The sequence below is a fragment of the Burkholderia sp. BCC0419 genome, from assembly GCF_902830285.1.
Classification (GTDB): Bacteria; Pseudomonadota; Gammaproteobacteria; order Burkholderiales; family Burkholderiaceae; genus Burkholderia.
The window spans coordinates 85,827-101,821 of record NZ_CADESR010000004.1 but is presented as its reverse complement, the minus strand read 5'-3'; the positions used below and the strand labels follow the sequence as shown (position 1 = coordinate 101,821).

18 protein-coding genes are annotated in these 15,995 nt (G+C 65.0%); 3 read left to right on the top strand and 15 right to left on the bottom strand.

Features of this window, described 5'->3' with window-relative positions; genetic code table 11:
* Positions 1-9: 9 nt before the first annotated feature.
* Complete coding sequence (locus tag HWW87_RS22380; RefSeq protein WP_175822195.1) at positions 10-714, bottom strand: type 1 glutamine amidotransferase domain-containing protein; 705 nt, start codon at positions 712-714, stop codon at positions 10-12.
* Between the two features lie 154 nt (positions 715-868).
* Between HWW87_RS22380 and HWW87_RS22375 the strand changes: the two genes are divergently transcribed.
* Positions 869-1,777 carry a LysR family transcriptional regulator gene (locus HWW87_RS22375; RefSeq protein WP_175822194.1) on the top strand — a complete coding sequence of 303 codons (909 nt, stop codon included), beginning with the start codon at positions 869-871 and terminating at the stop codon, positions 1,775-1,777.
* 45 nt (positions 1,778-1,822) lie between these two features.
* On the opposite strand, the gene HWW87_RS22370 is transcribed toward HWW87_RS22375, so the two are convergent.
* From HWW87_RS22370 to HWW87_RS22360, 3 genes are read right to left on the bottom strand one after another with little or no spacing between them, the layout of a single operon-like run.
* Complete coding sequence (locus HWW87_RS22370) at positions 1,823-2,662, bottom strand: MBL fold metallo-hydrolase (RefSeq protein WP_175822193.1); 840 nt, start codon at positions 2,660-2,662, stop codon at positions 1,823-1,825.
* A gap of 21 nt (positions 2,663-2,683) precedes the next feature.
* Positions 2,684-3,010, bottom strand: coding sequence for a hypothetical protein (locus HWW87_RS22365; protein WP_175822192.1), 327 nt, complete (start codon positions 3,008-3,010; stop codon positions 2,684-2,686).
* The gene (locus tag HWW87_RS22360) at positions 3,003-3,563 is read right to left on the bottom strand and encodes a sugar ABC transporter (protein WP_175822191.1); all 561 of its coding nucleotides are present in this window, start codon (positions 3,561-3,563) and stop codon (positions 3,003-3,005) included. Before HWW87_RS22360 ends, HWW87_RS22365 begins: the two co-directional genes overlap by 8 nt.
* Positions 3,564-3,721: 158 nt before the next feature.
* Between HWW87_RS22360 and HWW87_RS22355 the strand changes: the two genes are divergently transcribed.
* Entirely contained in the window at positions 3,722-4,615 is an 894-nt protein-coding gene (locus HWW87_RS22355) for a LysR substrate-binding domain-containing protein (RefSeq protein ID WP_175822190.1), read from the top strand.
* A gap of 30 nt (positions 4,616-4,645) precedes the next feature.
* Here HWW87_RS22355 and HWW87_RS22350 read toward each other — a convergent pair whose 3' ends face one another.
* The 9 genes from HWW87_RS22350 to HWW87_RS22310 form a co-directional block, all read right to left on the bottom strand.
* On the bottom strand, positions 4,646-6,637 hold the full coding sequence (locus tag HWW87_RS22350) for a relaxase/mobilization nuclease and DUF3363 domain-containing protein (RefSeq protein ID WP_175822189.1): 1,992 nt from the start codon (positions 6,635-6,637) through the stop codon (positions 4,646-4,648).
* Positions 6,638-7,097: 460 nt separating this feature from the next.
* Complete coding sequence (locus HWW87_RS22345) at positions 7,098-7,685, bottom strand: S26 family signal peptidase (RefSeq protein WP_175822188.1); 588 nt, start codon at positions 7,683-7,685, stop codon at positions 7,098-7,100.
* A complete protein-coding gene (locus HWW87_RS22340) occupies positions 7,682-8,215 on the bottom strand; it encodes a DUF2840 domain-containing protein (protein WP_175822187.1) in 534 nt (177 codons plus the stop codon). Before HWW87_RS22340 ends, HWW87_RS22345 begins: the two co-directional genes overlap by 4 nt.
* Positions 8,212-8,463: a chromosome partitioning protein ParB gene (locus HWW87_RS22335; protein ID WP_175822186.1), complete on the bottom strand. Its 252-nt coding sequence runs from the start codon at positions 8,461-8,463 to the stop codon at positions 8,212-8,214. The genes HWW87_RS22340 and HWW87_RS22335 overlap by 4 nt, the downstream gene beginning before the upstream one ends.
* Positions 8,460-9,098, bottom strand: coding sequence for a ParA family partition ATPase (gene parA, locus HWW87_RS22330; protein WP_175822185.1), 639 nt, complete (start codon positions 9,096-9,098; stop codon positions 8,460-8,462). Before parA ends, HWW87_RS22335 begins: the two co-directional genes overlap by 4 nt.
* Positions 9,099-9,351: 253 nt before the next feature.
* Positions 9,352-10,185: a replication initiator protein A gene (locus HWW87_RS22325; protein WP_175822385.1), complete on the bottom strand. Its 834-nt coding sequence runs from the start codon at positions 10,183-10,185 to the stop codon at positions 9,352-9,354.
* Positions 10,186-10,211: 26 nt separating this feature from the next.
* Entirely contained in the window at positions 10,212-10,493 is a 282-nt protein-coding gene (locus HWW87_RS22320) for a helix-turn-helix domain-containing protein (RefSeq protein WP_208449957.1), read from the bottom strand.
* A 125-nt stretch (positions 10,494-10,618) separates the two neighbouring features.
* On the bottom strand, positions 10,619-11,368 hold the full coding sequence (locus HWW87_RS22315; RefSeq protein ID WP_175822183.1) for a DUF2285 domain-containing protein: 750 nt from the start codon (positions 11,366-11,368) through the stop codon (positions 10,619-10,621).
* Positions 11,369-11,694: 326 nt separating this feature from the next.
* On the bottom strand, positions 11,695-12,045 hold the full coding sequence (locus HWW87_RS22310) for a DUF2958 domain-containing protein (protein ID WP_175822182.1): 351 nt from the start codon (positions 12,043-12,045) through the stop codon (positions 11,695-11,697).
* A 299-nt stretch (positions 12,046-12,344) separates the two neighbouring features.
* Here HWW87_RS22310 and HWW87_RS22305 point away from each other — a divergent pair, with 299 nt between their 5' ends.
* Positions 12,345-12,635 carry a helix-turn-helix transcriptional regulator gene (locus HWW87_RS22305; protein ID WP_175822181.1) on the top strand — a complete coding sequence of 97 codons (291 nt, stop codon included), beginning with the start codon at positions 12,345-12,347 and terminating at the stop codon, positions 12,633-12,635.
* Positions 12,636-12,684: 49 nt separating this feature from the next.
* Here the strand turns inward: HWW87_RS22305 and HWW87_RS22300 are convergent, their stop codons facing one another.
* Both HWW87_RS22300 and HWW87_RS22295 read right to left on the bottom strand, forming a co-directional pair.
* Positions 12,685-13,002: a DUF736 domain-containing protein gene (locus HWW87_RS22300; RefSeq protein WP_175822180.1), complete on the bottom strand. Its 318-nt coding sequence runs from the start codon at positions 13,000-13,002 to the stop codon at positions 12,685-12,687.
* Positions 13,003-13,763: 761 nt separating this feature from the next.
* Positions 13,764-15,926 (bottom strand): ParB/RepB/Spo0J family partition protein, encoded by a 2,163-nt coding sequence (locus HWW87_RS22295; protein WP_175822179.1) that lies wholly within the window; start codon positions 15,924-15,926, stop codon positions 13,764-13,766.
* Positions 15,927-15,995: the final 69 nt, after the last annotated feature.

Below are 15,995 nucleotides of genomic sequence, written 5' to 3'. Positions count from 1 at the left end.
TCTCATGGCTCAGGCCCGATCCACGGAAGCTGCCACCAGCAGCGGCAGCATCGCCTCGGCCACACCCTTGGCAGAAGCCGGGTTCTGGCCCGTCACCAGCCGCTCGCTCACGACCACCTGCGCCTGGAAGTTCGGCGCGGGCACATGCCGGGCACCGCGTTTCTGCAGGGCATCGGCCAATAGGAACGGCACCGTGTCGTACAGGCCGACCGCACGCTCCTCCTCGTTGGTGAAGGCCGACACGTCCTTACCCGCTACCAGATAGCCGCCATCGGACAACTTGAGGTTTACCAGCCCGGCCGGCCCGTGGCACACCGCCGCGACCACGCCGCCACGCTCGTAGATGAACGCCGCAATGGCCGCCAGTTCGGCGTTGTCCGGGAAGTCCCACATCGTCGCGTGGCCGCCGGCGTAGAAGATCGCGGCGTAGGCATCGGGATCGACCTGCGTGGGTGCCATGGTGTTCTCGGTGGCGCTTCTTAGCGTCGCATCGTTCCAGAACGCGGCATTGATCGGATCGTCCAGATCGAGTCCATCGACGTGCGTCTTGCCGCCCTTGGGGCTGACGAAATCGACCGCATGGCCGGCGTCGGCCAGCACCCGATGCGGATGCGTGACCTCGGACAGATAGAAACCGCTGGGCGCTGCATCGGCGGCGCCGGCCGGTCCCTTGCGGTCGTGGCTGGTCAAGACGAAAAGAATGCGTTGGGTCATCGGAGGCTCCTGCAAGCGAGTCGAGCACACCGCCGATCGCCTCCGGCGGAGGCGTGCGCGTTGCGGCATGCGAAGTAAGGAACCTCATTCTGGTGAATCCGGTATATCCTTTGAACGACCAAAATAGACAAACACTTTCCCCGGAATGACCCAAATGGCCCTGCGCAACCTCGATGACCTGGCGGTGTTCGTGCATGTGGTGGAGCGCCAAAGCTTTTCCGCCGCCGCACGCGACCTGCACCTCGCGCCCAAGACGGTCAGCAAGCAGATCGCCCGGCTGGAACAGGCGCTGGGCACCACGCTGTTCGAGCGCAACACCCGCAACCTGCGCATCACCGGCGAGGGCCGCGCCATCGCCGAGCGCGCGCGGGTGGCCCTGGCGGTGCTTGAAGAAGTACAGGAACTGGCGACCGGCGGCAGCCAGGAACTGAGCGGCATCATCCGCCTGACCGCGCCCATGCCGTTCGGGCGCAAGTTCGTGGCCCCGGCAATCCACGATTTCTGCCGCCTGCATCCCAGGGTCGGTTTCGACTTGCGCCTGTCCGATCAGGTGCAGGATCTGTATAGCGGCGACCTCGACCTGGCGATCCGCATGGGCGAGTTGGCCGATTCGCGTTTGGTGGCGCGGCGCGTGGCCGACAACCGGCGCATCCTGGCGGCGTCTCCCGCCTACCTGAAAGCGCATGGCAGTCCCGCGCAGCCGGAAGAACTGGAACGGCACAACTGCCTGGTGTTCGCCTATCCGGGCCTGCTGCAAAGCACCTGGCCGCTGCACAAGGGCCACCGGGAGAAGCCTGTCGCGGTCAGCGGTACGCTGTGCAGCGACAACGGCGACGTGCTACATGCGTGGTGCCTGACCGGGTTGGGTATCTCGCTGCGCGAGACCTGGGACATTCACGAGGAACTGCGCGACGGGAGGCTGGTGCGCGTGTTGCCAGAATGGGAAGCCACGCCCTCGAAGATCAGCATCGTGCGGGCGCGGCGCGAACCAGTGCCGCGCCGGCTGACGGCGTTCAGCGATTTTCTGTTCGACCGCTGGCAGGAGGCGCCGTGGGATCAATGACCTCATTCGCCGCAGCCGACGCATCGTAGGCATCTCGAACAGCCGCTAAGTTTCGTAGGAAATTTTGTAGGTCTTGCCTATCCGCTCGACATGTGCAAATCCGAGTTCGCCAAGGTGCATACCAGCGATAAGAATCTTATCCGAGCTAACAACATTCAATAGTTTGGATCGTGTTTCGGCGGAAAGAAGCGGATCTTGGTCGAATGCAATGGATACGTCGGGACGAGCAATCTGAATTTGGGGGAAATGAACGATATCCCCCCAAACCAGCAGGCTACGACCATCGGATTCGATGCGATAACCGGAATGTCCTGCGGTATGTCCTGGAAGGGGCATGGCATTAATGCCAGCGAGAACTTCGCTATCAGTAAACGTGCGCATCTTCTCCCGATACTGATCGAACACCTTCCGAGCAAACAGAAAGTTGCCACGAGCCCGCTCACTCGCTCGGCTGAGGTTGCCATCATCCTTCCAAAAAGAAACCTCACGCTGGTGGATGACTAACTCTGCATCGGGAAAGGCAGCTTCCCCTGACGAGTCAAGCAGCCCCCCAACATGGTCGGGATGTGCATGGGTCAGAAGAATGGTGTCAATGTCGGAGGGCTGCACACCAGCAAGTGCGAGATTCGCTATCAACTTTCCACCCCATTGCTTGAACCCACCAGCTCCCGCGTCGATGAGGATCGTGCGACCCCTTCCACGCACCAGGTAACAGTTGATGTGGATCGAGGATGGGTCGCTCACGCCTGCGTCCTGCTGCAACTTGGACGCCTCCATAGAATCGATATTGGAGAGAAGATCTAGACTTGCGGAAAGGTATCCGTCACTGATGGCCGTGATCGAAAACTCGCCGATCTGCTGGCCTGGAAATTTGATTTTGTTCATTGCGGCGCTCCTTGCGCGTCATCAGTTCCGCGCGTAGATGGCAGGGGCCGGATAGCCGAAGCAACGGATGCGCGCCGTTAGCCCCGTATGGCGCTTTATGGCCTCATCCAGTCGCGCCATGAAGGCGTCCATGACCGATGGCGTTCTGAGCGGTTCGAGGCGGTACTTGATTTCCGCGTAAGCAGGATGCCCGCGCCCCTTGCGAGCAGCGACATAGATGACATGCACGTTGTCCAGCGCAGCCTGGAGGACGTCCGTGCAAAGCCGAGTGCATCGTTCGGTGAGTTCCGCCAGATTCGCCTCGGGCGGCATCTTTTCCGCCTGGATGAAGATCGTCAGGTTAGGCATGTCGGTTCTGCCCCTGCGTCTGGGGCACTGCGCCATTGCCACTCGTCAATTGCGTAGTCATCGGGGCATAGAGATGCACGTCCTTCGGAAGGGTTTCCACACGGAGACTGATGGAGCTATCCAGCTTCGCCAGCCACCTGTTTTCAGGAAATTTCTCCAATGCGACGGCCCGCATCAGATCAGGCTTGAGCCCCATCTCGATGAGCAGCTCGGGACCGGCTGCGCTCACGATCAGATGGTCTCCTTCACCGATGGCAGGCGCGCGTTCAAGGCCGCCATAAAGATTGCGGTGCCAATCGGTGATGTGCTGCTGCCAGCGTGCGAAGTTGCCGCCACCTTTCTGGCGGTACTCATCGCCCTCAAGCACGGCCAGACCGTCGATCGAGTGCATGGCAAGGTAGACGGGGCAACCAGAGCTCAACGCTTTGAAGCGCTGCGAAGTATGGAATCCGCTCACTGAAATGAGCGCGGGCAGCTTTTCCAGGCTGTAGAAATCATTCCACTCTGCTTCGCTGGCTGGGTCGGCAAAGCTGCATTCGACGGTATAGATCATGGATCACTCGCTACCGGACCTCTTGTGCATCCGGCCCTCGTTGTTGACGTTCCATCATGTTATGGCTCTGGTCTCAGCGCATAAAACGATTTATCAGTATGCTTCAGTGACAAAAGATCAAGCTTGGCTGAATCGCCATACCCGAACCGAGAACGTTTATGCGAAGGAAGATTCCCAGCAGCACGGCACTGACGGCATTTGAGGCGGCTGCGCGCCACGGCAGCTTTGCGCGCGCGGCAGAGGAACTGTCTTTGACTGAAGGAGCCATCAGTCGCCAGATTGGCCGGCTGGAAGCCTTCCTTGGGGTCACGCTGTTCGAGCGGGTCGGCAATCGTGTACGCCTCCTGCCCAACGGGGAACGCTATGCGGCCCAAGTTCGGGAATCGCTTGACCGACTGGATCGGGACAGTCAGTACTTAATGGGGCAGCCGAACGATGGCGCGAGCCTGGACATCGCCACCATCCCGACGTTCGCGATGCGATGGCTCATTCCTCGCCTGGCACGATTCCAGCAAAAGCATCCGAACATCACTGTGCATCTTGCCGAGCGCATGGAACCCTTCGTCCTGGCCGGAAGTGGATTCGATGCCGCCATCCATTTCGAGCACCCAGCGTGGACGGGAATGCAGACTCACCAGCTTTTGCATGAAGTGCTGGTTCCGGTTTGCCATCCTGAACTTCTGACGGGACGCAAACGAAAAACCGCACTGGACGAATTACCGCGCCTGCACCGACGACAGAACCCCGAAGCTTGGCTTCAGTATTCCCAGGAGACGGGAACCCCGCTAACCAATCCTGCAATTGGAGCACGCTATGATCTCCATGGGATGTTGATAGAAGCCGCATTGGCTGGCCTCGGTGTTGCGCTAGTGCCGCGCCTCTACGTTGAAACCGAACTTGCGCTAGGAAATCTGGTGGCCCCGTGGCCAGAGGGGAAAACCATTTCCAAAACCTTCTGCCTCATCCTCCCCGAGCCCATCGGATTGAGCAGAGAGCCAATACAAGCGTTTGCTCAATGGCTACTCGACGAAGCGAAGCGGAACAACGGTTGACTCGTAGGAAATATCCTTTCTCTATTGTTATCAGATAGACGTGCCACGTTGCCGCCCAATCTCCCAAGACACACCGCCGCCGCGCACCGTCGCGGCAAGCTGCTGCCCGAGCCGCTGCTCTATCACCGGCCGCCACGGCACCAGGCTGAATCCCATACCATCGTCCAGCATTGCGTAGCGCCCGCTGGCGAGCATGACGGAGCGCCGGTAGATGCCGGCCACGCGCTGCCCGTCCGCTGTCGGGCGATGTTCCAGGCCGGTTTCGGCGGCAATGTCCTTGGCGACCTGCGCCAGCTCCCGATTGCGTAGCGTTCCCAGCAGGTTCCGGGCGAGAATCACGCGCTGTCCCCGCCGCTCGGCCAGCCCCTGCTCGGCGAGGAAGTCGGCGCGCTGCTGCATGGCCTGCTTGGCATCGCCGCCAAAGCCCAGGTCGCCCAATCCTCGGCCGCCTCCGATCAGTTGTTGGTCGAGCCAGGTCGCGCCGATCACCCGCGCCTGCCGCTCGATCGGCAGATGCGATTTCAGCTCCACGGTAACGCCGCCCAGCCGTTGTGCGTCGTACGGGCGGACACGTTCGGCCAAGTCGTCTGGCACCTTCCATAGCCCCTCGGCCACGCGCTCCACGATGCCGGCCCGGCGCAGGGCTTCCAGTCGCCGAACATGGGCCGCAACGACTTCCTGCGGGTCGCGTCCAGGCTTGGCCCGGCCCTGCTCGATCGCCAGGTGATGATCGGTGCGATACAAGCCATCGCTCGCCAGCGCGGCGATGTTCTTGTCGGCCGCCCGTACCTCGGCGGAACCGCGCACCTCCACCACCGAGCCTGCGGGGTAGTTCGCCGGCTCGTCGCGGACGTTGAGTACGACGTAATGGGCCTTGCCATCCACCCCGTCGATGACCAGATAGCCGCGGTCGTGCAGCTCGTCGGCCAGCCCCTTGGCGGCCACGCGGCCAACAATTGTGCGGCCGTCGTCGCCCGGCTCGAACACCGCCAGCTCGCGCGGCTGGCCGCTCATGGCGCGCTGCATGGTGCGGATGATGTCGCCACGCTCGCCCAAGGCGCGCAAAGTCTTCTCGGTGTCCGCATAAATGGCCCAGGTGCCGGGCTGCATCTCGTCGGCCAGGCCCAGGCGTTGCAAGCGTTGCAGACGGCCGATCAGCAACAGGCGCTGGCGTTGCAGCCGGGGTTCGTTGAAGCGTTCGATCTGCACCCGGCCATCGTCGCCAGCCTCGCGTTGCAGCGTGCGGTCGAGACTCGTCCACCGCTCCTGCTCAACCTCGCGCTGCATGGTCTGCTGGATCTCCAGTTCGGTGCGCGGCCCCAGCCATTCCGTCGCTAACTCGGCAGCGCGATGGCGAAAGCCGTGGGCGATGTAGTCGCCCGCGATGATGAGGTCTTTGCCGGTGTCGTCGCGTCCGCGCACGATCAGGTGGGTGTGCGGGTTGTCGGTGTTCCAGTGATCGACCGCCACCCAATCCAGTCGCGTGCCTAGGTCGGCTTCCATGCGGCCCATCAAGTGCCGGGTATAGGCGCGCAGTTCGTCCAACTCGGCGCCGTCCTCGGGCGAGACGATGAAGCGGAAATGGTGCCTATCGTCCTGGCACCGTTCCTTGAAGGCATCGAGGTCGGCTTCGTTGGCCTGCGGCCCATAGGCCCGGCCCGGTTCACCATCGCGGCCGGCGCCGTCACGTTCGATGTAGCGCAGGTGCTTGGCGAGGGACTGCGGGCTGGCGTTGCGCTGATTGACCAGCAGCGTCTTGATCGTCACGCGCCGCGACATGGGTGTGAGTTTCGCCCCGGCGAAGCGCGCCGCCGTATGGCCGCGCCCAAGCCGTGAGCCGGGCCGCTGGACTGGGCGTGCGCCGCTGCCACCGGCTGCGGAATTGCGCATCGAGGACTTGCCACCGCTGGCCTTGCCGGCCTGCTTGAGCACCTTGGACACGAAGCTCTGGCCCTGGCCCTCGCCCCGGTTTTTCGGGGCGCTGGGACGCACGCGGAAATCGTCGGCGCGGCGGTCGGTCATGGCTGCGCTCCCAGCAAGCTCCGGCGTGCCTTGTCGAGCGAAGCACGCGGACATGCCTGCATTGGCGCGAGCCTCGCGCCCCACACGGCACGTCGGCCAAGCCGCTGCGTGCCGCGCCACCCCCACGTGCAGAGAGGCTTTCGACGCGGCCCGGTGCCGCGACCTTTTGTCTTGCCTTCCGCCTTTGCCCTGCGCTGTCGCTCCGGGCGTCGGCGGTCCGGCGGCGCTGCGCTGCATGTAGCCAGCGCGCCGGCGAACGCGACCACGGCCGTAGGCCGGGCGCGTTCAAAGCAGGACGCCTGGACGTGGGAAAGCGGCGCCGGAGGTTGCGCGGCGTGCGGCGCCTGATACGCAGGATCGACGCTCGCACGACACGCGCGACGACACGGCGACGGCCAGCAGGACGACACCCCGGATGGCACGATCGAATGCACAACGCCATGCAATGAATCGGCGACCATCATCGGCGTGTCTCCAGCCAGACCGGACGCGCGACACCGATCACGGTGGACGCAGCAACCGGGCCGAAATACCGGCTGTCGAACGACGCCGAATTGGTCACGCTCAACAGGAACAGTTCGCCCGGTTCAAGGCGGCGACACTGCGGCCACGATGACAACCGACGGCCCAGCCGGTCGGCGCGCAGCACGGCGGCCGAGGGCACGCCGTCGATGCGGACGATCCCGCCCACGATGCACACCTCCTGCGGCGCGACGGCACCGATGCGTTTGAGCAGCGGCACGCGCGTCGGCAGGTAGCCGCGCTGCGACGCCAGCGCGGCAGCCTCGGCCGGCAACGGGACGAGCACAATGCTGTCCACGGACAACGGACGTGGCAGCGAGCCGGCCCGATGGTCGAGCGGGTCGATCCGATACCAGCCGACCGCCACGCTGTCGGACGGGTTGTAGGTCAGGAGCGGCAGCGGCGACGCGAAGGACGCCCAGGCCAGCGCAGCAAAGCCCCAGGCGGACAGGCCCGCCAGCACGATACGAGCGCGCAGGCGCGAGCGAGGATGCGACGCGGCGCCGGACGTGGAAATGATGGTCATGGCAGCGTCCTCCCGGCCAACCAGGCGGCGTGACGCTCGGTGGTGTACGCGGGCAACGGCAAGCGCGCAGCGAGCCGGTTGCCGAGCGTCCGCCAGTACGCCGGCGACACGTCGGTCGGCGCGATGCCTTGCGACTCGATGGCATCGAGTTGCGCCAGCACGGCGCGCACGGCGGGTTCGCCCTCGCCGTGCAGCAGCAGGCGAGCGCCGGGCAGCACGCCGGGGATGCGCTGCGCTGCGTCCAGCGACGTGCAAGCCTGCATCACCATAAGTTGCCAGCGGATCGTGCCGTAGTCGTTGGCGTGCCAGCGAATGCGGCAGAACAGCGCACCCGACAGGAACACCGCGACACGCCGCCAGCGGTCAAGCCGGACGATGCGAGCCGGTTCGCCGAAGCGCAGGTACAGGTCGATGCGCTGCTCGATGTAGGCAAGCGAAACGCGCGTCAGTGGCGCGATGCCGGCCTGGCCGGCGAGCACCGCGAGCGACGGCGGCGGCGCAGCCGTGGCCGCCAGAGTGGATGTGTTCATGGGGTCTTCTCCGGGAACTCGTGTTCCAGCAGCGCGCGCAGCAGCTCGGCGACGGTCACGCCTTGCGTGAACGCCGACACCTTGATGCGCGCCCGCATCGCGGGCGTGATGTCGAGGGTCAGGCGCGCGGTGTAGAGGTCGCCTTTCCGGATACCATCGGCGTCGCCCTGGCGAACCCACGCCTCGGCGTGCGGGTTCGCCGGCGGACGTGCGCCGATACCGACGCGCTTGCCGTTGCTCTGGCTCATGTTGGCCACCGCAGCAGCTCGTCGGTGAGCGCCGCGATCTCGCGCGCGGCGGCGCTGTCAGGCGCCGTCTCGCGTGCGAGCCGGCCAGCGGCCACACTGTCGGCGAACACGATGCGCTGATGCACGTCCGAGCGCAGCGCCGACAACGGCTGGTCGGCGAGCGCGTTGTGCGCCTCGCGGCCGATGACGGTGGTACTGACACGCCTATTGACGACGAAGGCCGCGCGTAGCGCAGGCCGGAAAACCTGCGCTTCACGGATTAGTGCCACCATCTCCGCCGAGGCCCACAAGTCGTAGGGGCTGGGCTGCACGGGAATCAGCACGCGCTCGGCCGCCAGCAGCGCGGAGCGCGCCAAGGCGGCGATGCGCGGCGGGCCGTCGATGACGACGTGATCGGCGCGGCGGGCCAACTCCGGCGCTTCCTGGTGCAGCGTCTCGCGGGCGAGGCCCACGGCACTGAACAGCCGCGGCAAGCCTTGTTGGCTTCTACGCTGCGTCCAGTCCAACGCAGAGCCTTGTGGATCGGCATCGAGCAGGATGACGTGTGAGCCACGCATCGCCAGCTCGCCGGCAATGTGGGTGGCAAGCGTGGTCTTGCCCACACCGCCTTTCTGGTTGAGCAGCGCAACGATCATGGCGCGGCCCTCCGTGTTGGAAAGCCGGGCTTTCGCGGTTGCGTGTGGTGGCGTTTGGCGGTTGTCCACCGAAGCGGCGTGCTCTTACTACCAGTTAGAGCTTTTAAGTTAGATAAGTTAGAGAGCGCCGAAACCCGCGCCGTTATTGGCTTTCCGGCGATTTCGCACGCCTGATAGCACGATAGGGACACGCCTGATAGCACGATACCCGGCACGCCTGATAGCACGAGGCCGTCCACACGTTGTCCCCGAGTTATCCCCGTGCCGTCGGCGGCACGGGCCGGAAGGTCAGCAATTCGGTTCCGTCGTCCGGCATCCGCTCGATGCCGAGCACGTAGCCGGGCAGCGACTGCCGCGCGACCAGCGCGCGCAGGTCGCAGGCGAAGTCGTAGGGCTTCGCCGTACTGCCCGATTTGCGGTGCAGGTGCCGGAAGTCGAATTGCCAGCCGTGCGGCTGCTTGCCGCCGTGCTTGCGCACGAGCCGATACAGCCATCGCTCGATGCCGCCGGTCAGCCGGAAATATGCCGGATCGATGGTCAGCACCAGGGCGGCGTCGAGCACGCCGGCATAGAACCAGTCCGGCAGGATCAACTCGATGCCCAGCGGCGTGCCGCAGGCGTCGGCCAGCTCCTTCCATTCGTTGATCCAGGAAAATCGGTGCAAGCGCCGCCCGGTCGTCTCGCGGATGGACGTGGCCACGGTGGTCGATTGCAGCCGGTCGAGCGCCGCTTTGAGGCGCTGGTAGTCGCGCAGCGACACGCCGCGCCCGATGAAGCGCAGGATCTCGTAGGGCGTCGCCTGCATCAGCCGCGATGGGCGCAGGCCCGCGTCGCGCGCTTCCACGATCTGCGAGGCTGCCCAGATCAACACGTCCGCATCCCAAATCGTGGCTATGCCGTGCTCCTGCGTCCCCTCCACGCGGATCGTGACGTTCCCGCTGCGGAAGTCGATCGGCGCCGTGCGCCGCGACTTCGCCAGCGAAAAGAATGGAAAGGCCATCAAGTCCTGGGCGTCGCGCGGCACCATGTCGCCCGGCAGGGCGCGGAACAGGTCGAGCTGTTCCCCCTGCCGCGATGGACTGGGCATGGCGATGGCCACCGGCGAGCCATCCGTCAGCGCGCACGGTTGTCGGCCGAGTGATGCTCGGCGTATTCGGGATCGGACGTGGTTTCGTAGCTGCGCTGGTCGGCCCAAGCATCGAGGTCGGCCACCGCATACATGACGCGCCGGCCAAACTTTCGGAACTTCGGCCCATTGCCGATCACGCGCTGCTTTTCGAGCGTACGCGGCGACAGCCGCAGGTACTCGGCGGCTTCGTCGTTGGTGAGGTAGCGTTGGGGTTGCGGGGTCGTAGCGACGGCAGCGGCGGCAGGCCGCAAGGGAGCGGGACGCATCGGATGAGCCTCCATCGGTCAGGAACGCCCGGCCACACAACGCGACCGGATGGAGGCAGTCTTGGGAAAGTGATGCGTTGCGCGGAGGGTCGTTTTGCGGTGCAGGCAAAACGACCCTCCACAGGTCAATCAAGCTGTGCAAGGTGGCGGTAGCCGCCGTGCATCAGCGATTGGCCGCGTCGTACCAGGCGGCGCACGCGTGAGCGCAGGCCGCCGTCGGTGTACCAGCCAGCGGCCACGGCTTCGGCGCCGAACAGTCCAACGGCGGTTTCACGCAAGGACGCGCCCGCGAGGGCTGCGTCGAGCGCCTGCAAGGTGTGCAGTTCCAGCAGCGCGGCCGGCGTAGGCCGCGAGCGGGCCGCTGCCGCAGGCAAAGCCGCATCCACTATTGCCAGCTTGTGCAGCTCGGACGTGATCGTGCGGTAGCTCGCGCAGGGCGCGGCGCACGCACGGACGGCATAGAGGTAGGCCATGCCATCGGCTAGGCCCGGTGCCAGTGCGAGCCGCACGCAGCAGCCGGGCCAGCTTGCCGTCAACACGAGGCGTTTGCCATCGTGGAGCAGATGCTTGTGGCCGGGGATGCGCCAGAACTCGAAGGCATTGGTCTCCAGCGGTGGGTCGGCATCCGGGTAGAGCTGGAGCACGCCATCATGGTCGCGAAACCAGGCTGGATGTGCGTCGCGCGCATCGAGTGCCGGGTCTTCCAGCAGGCGCAGACCCCAGGCGTGCGCCGCCTCCGGCCGGCGGCGCAGCCAGTCGCGCCGGTAGTCGGGATGGCGGCGCAGGTACTCCCAAGCTAGTGCCGGGCCGTCGAGATGCAACACGTACAGGTACGCAGCAGTGGGATACCACGCATCAGTGCTTCGATTAGCCATGACGTTACCTCCTGTCGAACAGGAACGTCACCACGGGCGTCGAACATGGGAGCTACGGCATTAGCAACATCAAAGCGCCATCAACGAAGGCGTAAATTCAAACTGTAACGAAGGGTGTCAAGACCGATTGGCTCCGAAACCTTGCATGGGTCGTCCGAGTGCGACGGCTGTGCACACGAGAACGGCGCGCAGCACCGGATACCCTGCCGCAAGCTGCACTGGGCATCATGTCTCTTTCGGCCAGGGTCGCACCCGTCTGGTGCAAGAATGCCGATCAAGACCATATTCGTCTGACATTAGACCGGAAAAGACACAATGCGCCTCGTTTAGTCGGGAATGGAGCCGTCACGCTGCGCCAGCCTGACGTACTCCGATAGCAGCCGAACGGCGTGGAAATACAGGTCGCGCAGGACAGGCCACTGCTGCGGCCCGACGATGCTGTCCAGGTCGGACAGCCTGACCGTCCCAAGCGCCGGCATCCCGATACCGAGGTCGATCAGCCCCCACGCCGTATCGTCATCGACCGGATCAAGCGCCGCCAGCAGCCAGGTCGCGTGCGCGTCTGGCGTGAACAAACGTACTGCCGGCAGCGGGTCAATGCTTTGACCCGCTGCGCGCGCCGCACCAACGGCGAGCAGTTGTGCCCGTTGTTCGGCAGTAACGAGCGGCTCGGTCATGGCCGGGAACCTCACGAAACCGACGATGCACGGAGTCGCTTTGCCGCCAAGACGCGGAAGCGTCGAAGCGGATGCGTGCTTTCGTGCAGAAGCACGAAAGCACAAGCAATCGAATCCGTACAGACACGGAAACGTGAAAGCGGGATTGTGCAGATCAGGAAAGGCACGAATGTGACTCTCTGGTTCAGTCGGAATCCGCCGATGTGGATTTCAGTAAAAACACAGAGGCGGACCAAATTTCCACCAGTGAGTTAAAGATAACGTGGTTTTAATTGTCCCTCGACCGGACGCTTCTGTCCATGCAGAAGCGATCTATCCAGCCCGGCCGACCGGCCGGTGCCACCACCTTCGATGCCGAGCTGGCGCAAGCCTTCGGTGCGGCGGTGCGCGCACTGCGAACGGAACGCGGAGTTGCGCAGGAATCGCTGGCAAACCTGGCCGGCATCGAGCGCTCCCACATGGGCAAGGTCGAGCGCGGCGAGCACATGCCCACGCTGGCGATCATTTTCAAGATCGCCAGCGCGCTCGGATGCAGTACGGCTGTGGTGATGGTCGAAACGGAACGCCAACTCGCGGCGTCCGAAGCATAAACATCTCGGAATACGCCCCGTCGCAAGAGACGGGGCGCGGTGGGCGGCGTCAGTCCGCCTGCTGTGGCTTGCTGCGCGACCAGATCAGGTCGTGCGTGCCGTCCTCGTTCTCGATCAGGCGGGCGTAGACCGTGGCCGGGAACGAAGGATCGTCCAGGGTCACGGACACGTAGGGCCGTTCGGCCTTGCTGACTTTCTTCCACGCCGCACCGATGTCGTGGCCTGCCGCCTGCACGCGGAAGTCGGGGGCGCTCTCGCTGTCGCCCTTGTCGTTGGGAACCAGCTTGACCTTGACGTTGAGCGTCAGGGTGCGGAGCGTGCCGGTGAAGCCGTCTTTCTCTGCGGTGAAGGTGCCGATGTTAGCCATGATGTTTCTCCGTTCGGTGAACCAAGGTCGCGCCAGTGCGTCCTTGTTGTGATCCGGCCGGCGGGGGATGGGCGGGTCGCACCGCGCAGCGGTCGCAACAGCGTGGAGAAACTGAAAGCGAAAAGAATTTGTCCCGCGAGGAAGCCGCGTAACGGCGGGGAAATTGTTTTCGCTGGAAGGTTGCGGCCATGAAGCCCAAGGCGCAGCCGTGCCCCCGCCAGGATTCACGACAAGCCAAGGACGCACAGGCCGCCCGCTCCCGAAAGGAGACGTGGCCGACCTCGGCATTCCCGCGTGACGGCTTTACTGGTTTGCGCCCTGACCCGGGCAAGGACAACCGCCAGCGACAAGGCAAGAACCATCCCTTGCCGCCAGCAGGCGGCCATCGTCGTTGAGGCGTGGCGTGGAAGCTCCATAGCAAGGCCGGACGGCATGTCGGTGAACCGCCCTTCGTGACGTACAGGCCGCGAACCGTCAGCGTCGAGGACGGCACGTTTTGGCACAACCTGCCGCAGCAAGCTGGGGCGTAGCCCCACAAGCCCTGTCCCTTGCGGCGGGGCGTCGTCAAACTCTTGCCCGCGCCAGCGGGCACCGATTCGCTGTACCGCGCGCAAGGCAATTGCGCGCCCGCCGCGTCGCCGCCTGGTCAAAGGCGGCGACGCGGCGATTTTGCTGTGGACGTTGAAACCGGGCGCGGCTGACCTGCCGCGCCCGGTTCGGGTGAAAATCCCGGCGCGATGCGCCAGGGTCATGCTGCAGCCTCACGCGGCCAGCGCGTGCGCTTCCTCTACCTCGGCGGTATCGCCCGGCGCATCCGCTTCGTCCTCCGCCTTGGGCGCACCTTCCGGTTCGGTGTGGTGGTCGATCTGGAACACGGCGGGCATCCAGCCGGTGCCGTCCGCCAGCCGTTCCGCTTCGCTGGCCATGTCGCCCTTCTTCAACTTCGCCAGCCGGGTGACGTTCGACGGCGCGAACACGCCCACGGCTTCCAGAATCGCGGGCTTAGCGATGTGGCTGAAATAGCCCTCGGCGGTCGGCTTCCACCATGCCGCCATGTCCAGCCCCACGGCCTGCGCCAACTCCGCGCCGGGTTGCTGCTGCGAAGCGCGAGGTATCACCACGTCCACGGTGGACGCCACGCACACGGCCAGCAGGCGCACCAGCTCGTCTTGCGACTTCGCCTGCAACGTGGCGAACAGTTCGGCGCTGTCCTGCGGCAACGCTTCGCCCGCGACCTCCTTCAACTCGCGCAGCGCCACGGCGGCTGGCGATTCCGGCACGTCCGGGGCGATGCCTTCCAGCCGGTCTTGCGCTTTGAGGCTCACGCCGAGCGGCAAGCCGTCGCGGTAAGTATGCGGCTGCAATACAGCCCGCACCATGCCATGCACCAGCGCGGCCAGCGCGATATGCGGATGCCGTGCGACTTCGATTTGCAGCGCCGCCGTGCGGTGCGCGCTCAACCGCTGCGCCAGCCGGTCGGGGACGTTCGCCGCCTTGGGCGCTTCGTCGGCGGCTTCGCCTTCGTCCTCGGTCGTGGCTCCACCGTCCGCGAAACCCTGCCGCAGTCGTTGCAGCGTGCGCAGCGCCTTGGCCTCGGCTTCGCGCAGCAGGCCACGATAAATCACGATTTCGCCTTCGTCCTCGGTCGTGGCTCCACCGTCCGCGAAACCCTGCCGCAGTCGTTGCAGCGTGCGCAGCGCCTTGGCCTCGGCTTCGCGCAGCAGGCCACGATAAATCACGATTTCGCCTTCGTGGTCGAGCGTGACGATGGCGCCGGCGACGGCGCGCACGTCCGGGGTGTAGTCGCGCAAGGCATTTTCGATGGCTTGCAGTTCCTCGGCCACCTGTTCGCGCCGTTCTTCCAGCGTTGCCACTTTGTCCTCGTTCTCGGTGTCGTAGGCTTCTTCGAGTTCGGCATCGAGCTTGTCGAGGCGGGCTTGCAGCGAAGCGATGCGGCGGGCTTCACGGGCGTTCGGTTCGCGGCGCTGGCGCGGCGCGTTCTGGAACTCCTGTCGTTCGGCATGGCTCACATGCGGCACGGCTTCCACCCACGCCCAGCCTTCGGCGCGTACTTCCTCGGCCAGCACATCCAGCTTGCTGCGCACCAGCGATTCCAGCAGCGCGGCGTCGGTCAGGTAGGTTCCGGCATCGCCTTCCGCGAACAGGTCGCGGCGGATGCCGCCGCCTGCCTGCGTGTAGGCGTCCAGCCCGACGAAATGCACCAGCGGATGCGTGGCGGTGATTTCACGCTCGGTCAGGCGGTCGCGCAGCGCGGATGCGCCGCGCTGCCATTCGGGCGCACCGTAGTACGCGGCTTCCTGCGCAGTGTGGTCGTCGGTGATAGTCAAGGCCATCAACTGTTCCAGCGTTGCGGTTCCGGCGCGGTAGTCGGCCATCAGGCGCGGCGAGACGTTGGCGAGCTTGAGACGGCGCTGCACCACCAGCGGGGACACGCCGAAGTCTGCGGCAATGTCTTCGATGGGACGGCCTTCCTTGACCAGTGCAGCGAAGGCCGCGAACTGGTCGGCGGGGTGCATGGCCTCGCGCTGCACGTTCTCCGCGAGGCTCACGGTACGCGCCGAAGCGTCGGCCACCAGCAGGCACGGCACTTCGTAGTCAGCGGTGATGCGCCTCTTCTTCGCCAGCAGCTTCAACGCGGTCAAGCGGCGGTCGCCCGCGACGACTTCGTATTGCGCGCCATCGGCGGCGAGGATGACGATGAGGTTTTGCAGCAGGCCGACGCGGGCGATGCTCGCGGCCAGTTCGGGGATGGACTGGCGCGGGGTCGTGCGGACGTTGCGCTTGGAACGGCGCGGCAACAGTTGCGACAGCGGAACCAGAATCAGGTTCCTGGTCGGGTCGGCCACTTCCAGCGGCGCGGCGGTTTCGAGGGCGATGGCTTCGGTTTTGGTAACGGCGTTCATGATGACAACTCCTAGCGGTTGGGATGCAGCAGCGAAGAAAGCGGCAAGGGCTGCTGCCTGCCCCTGCCG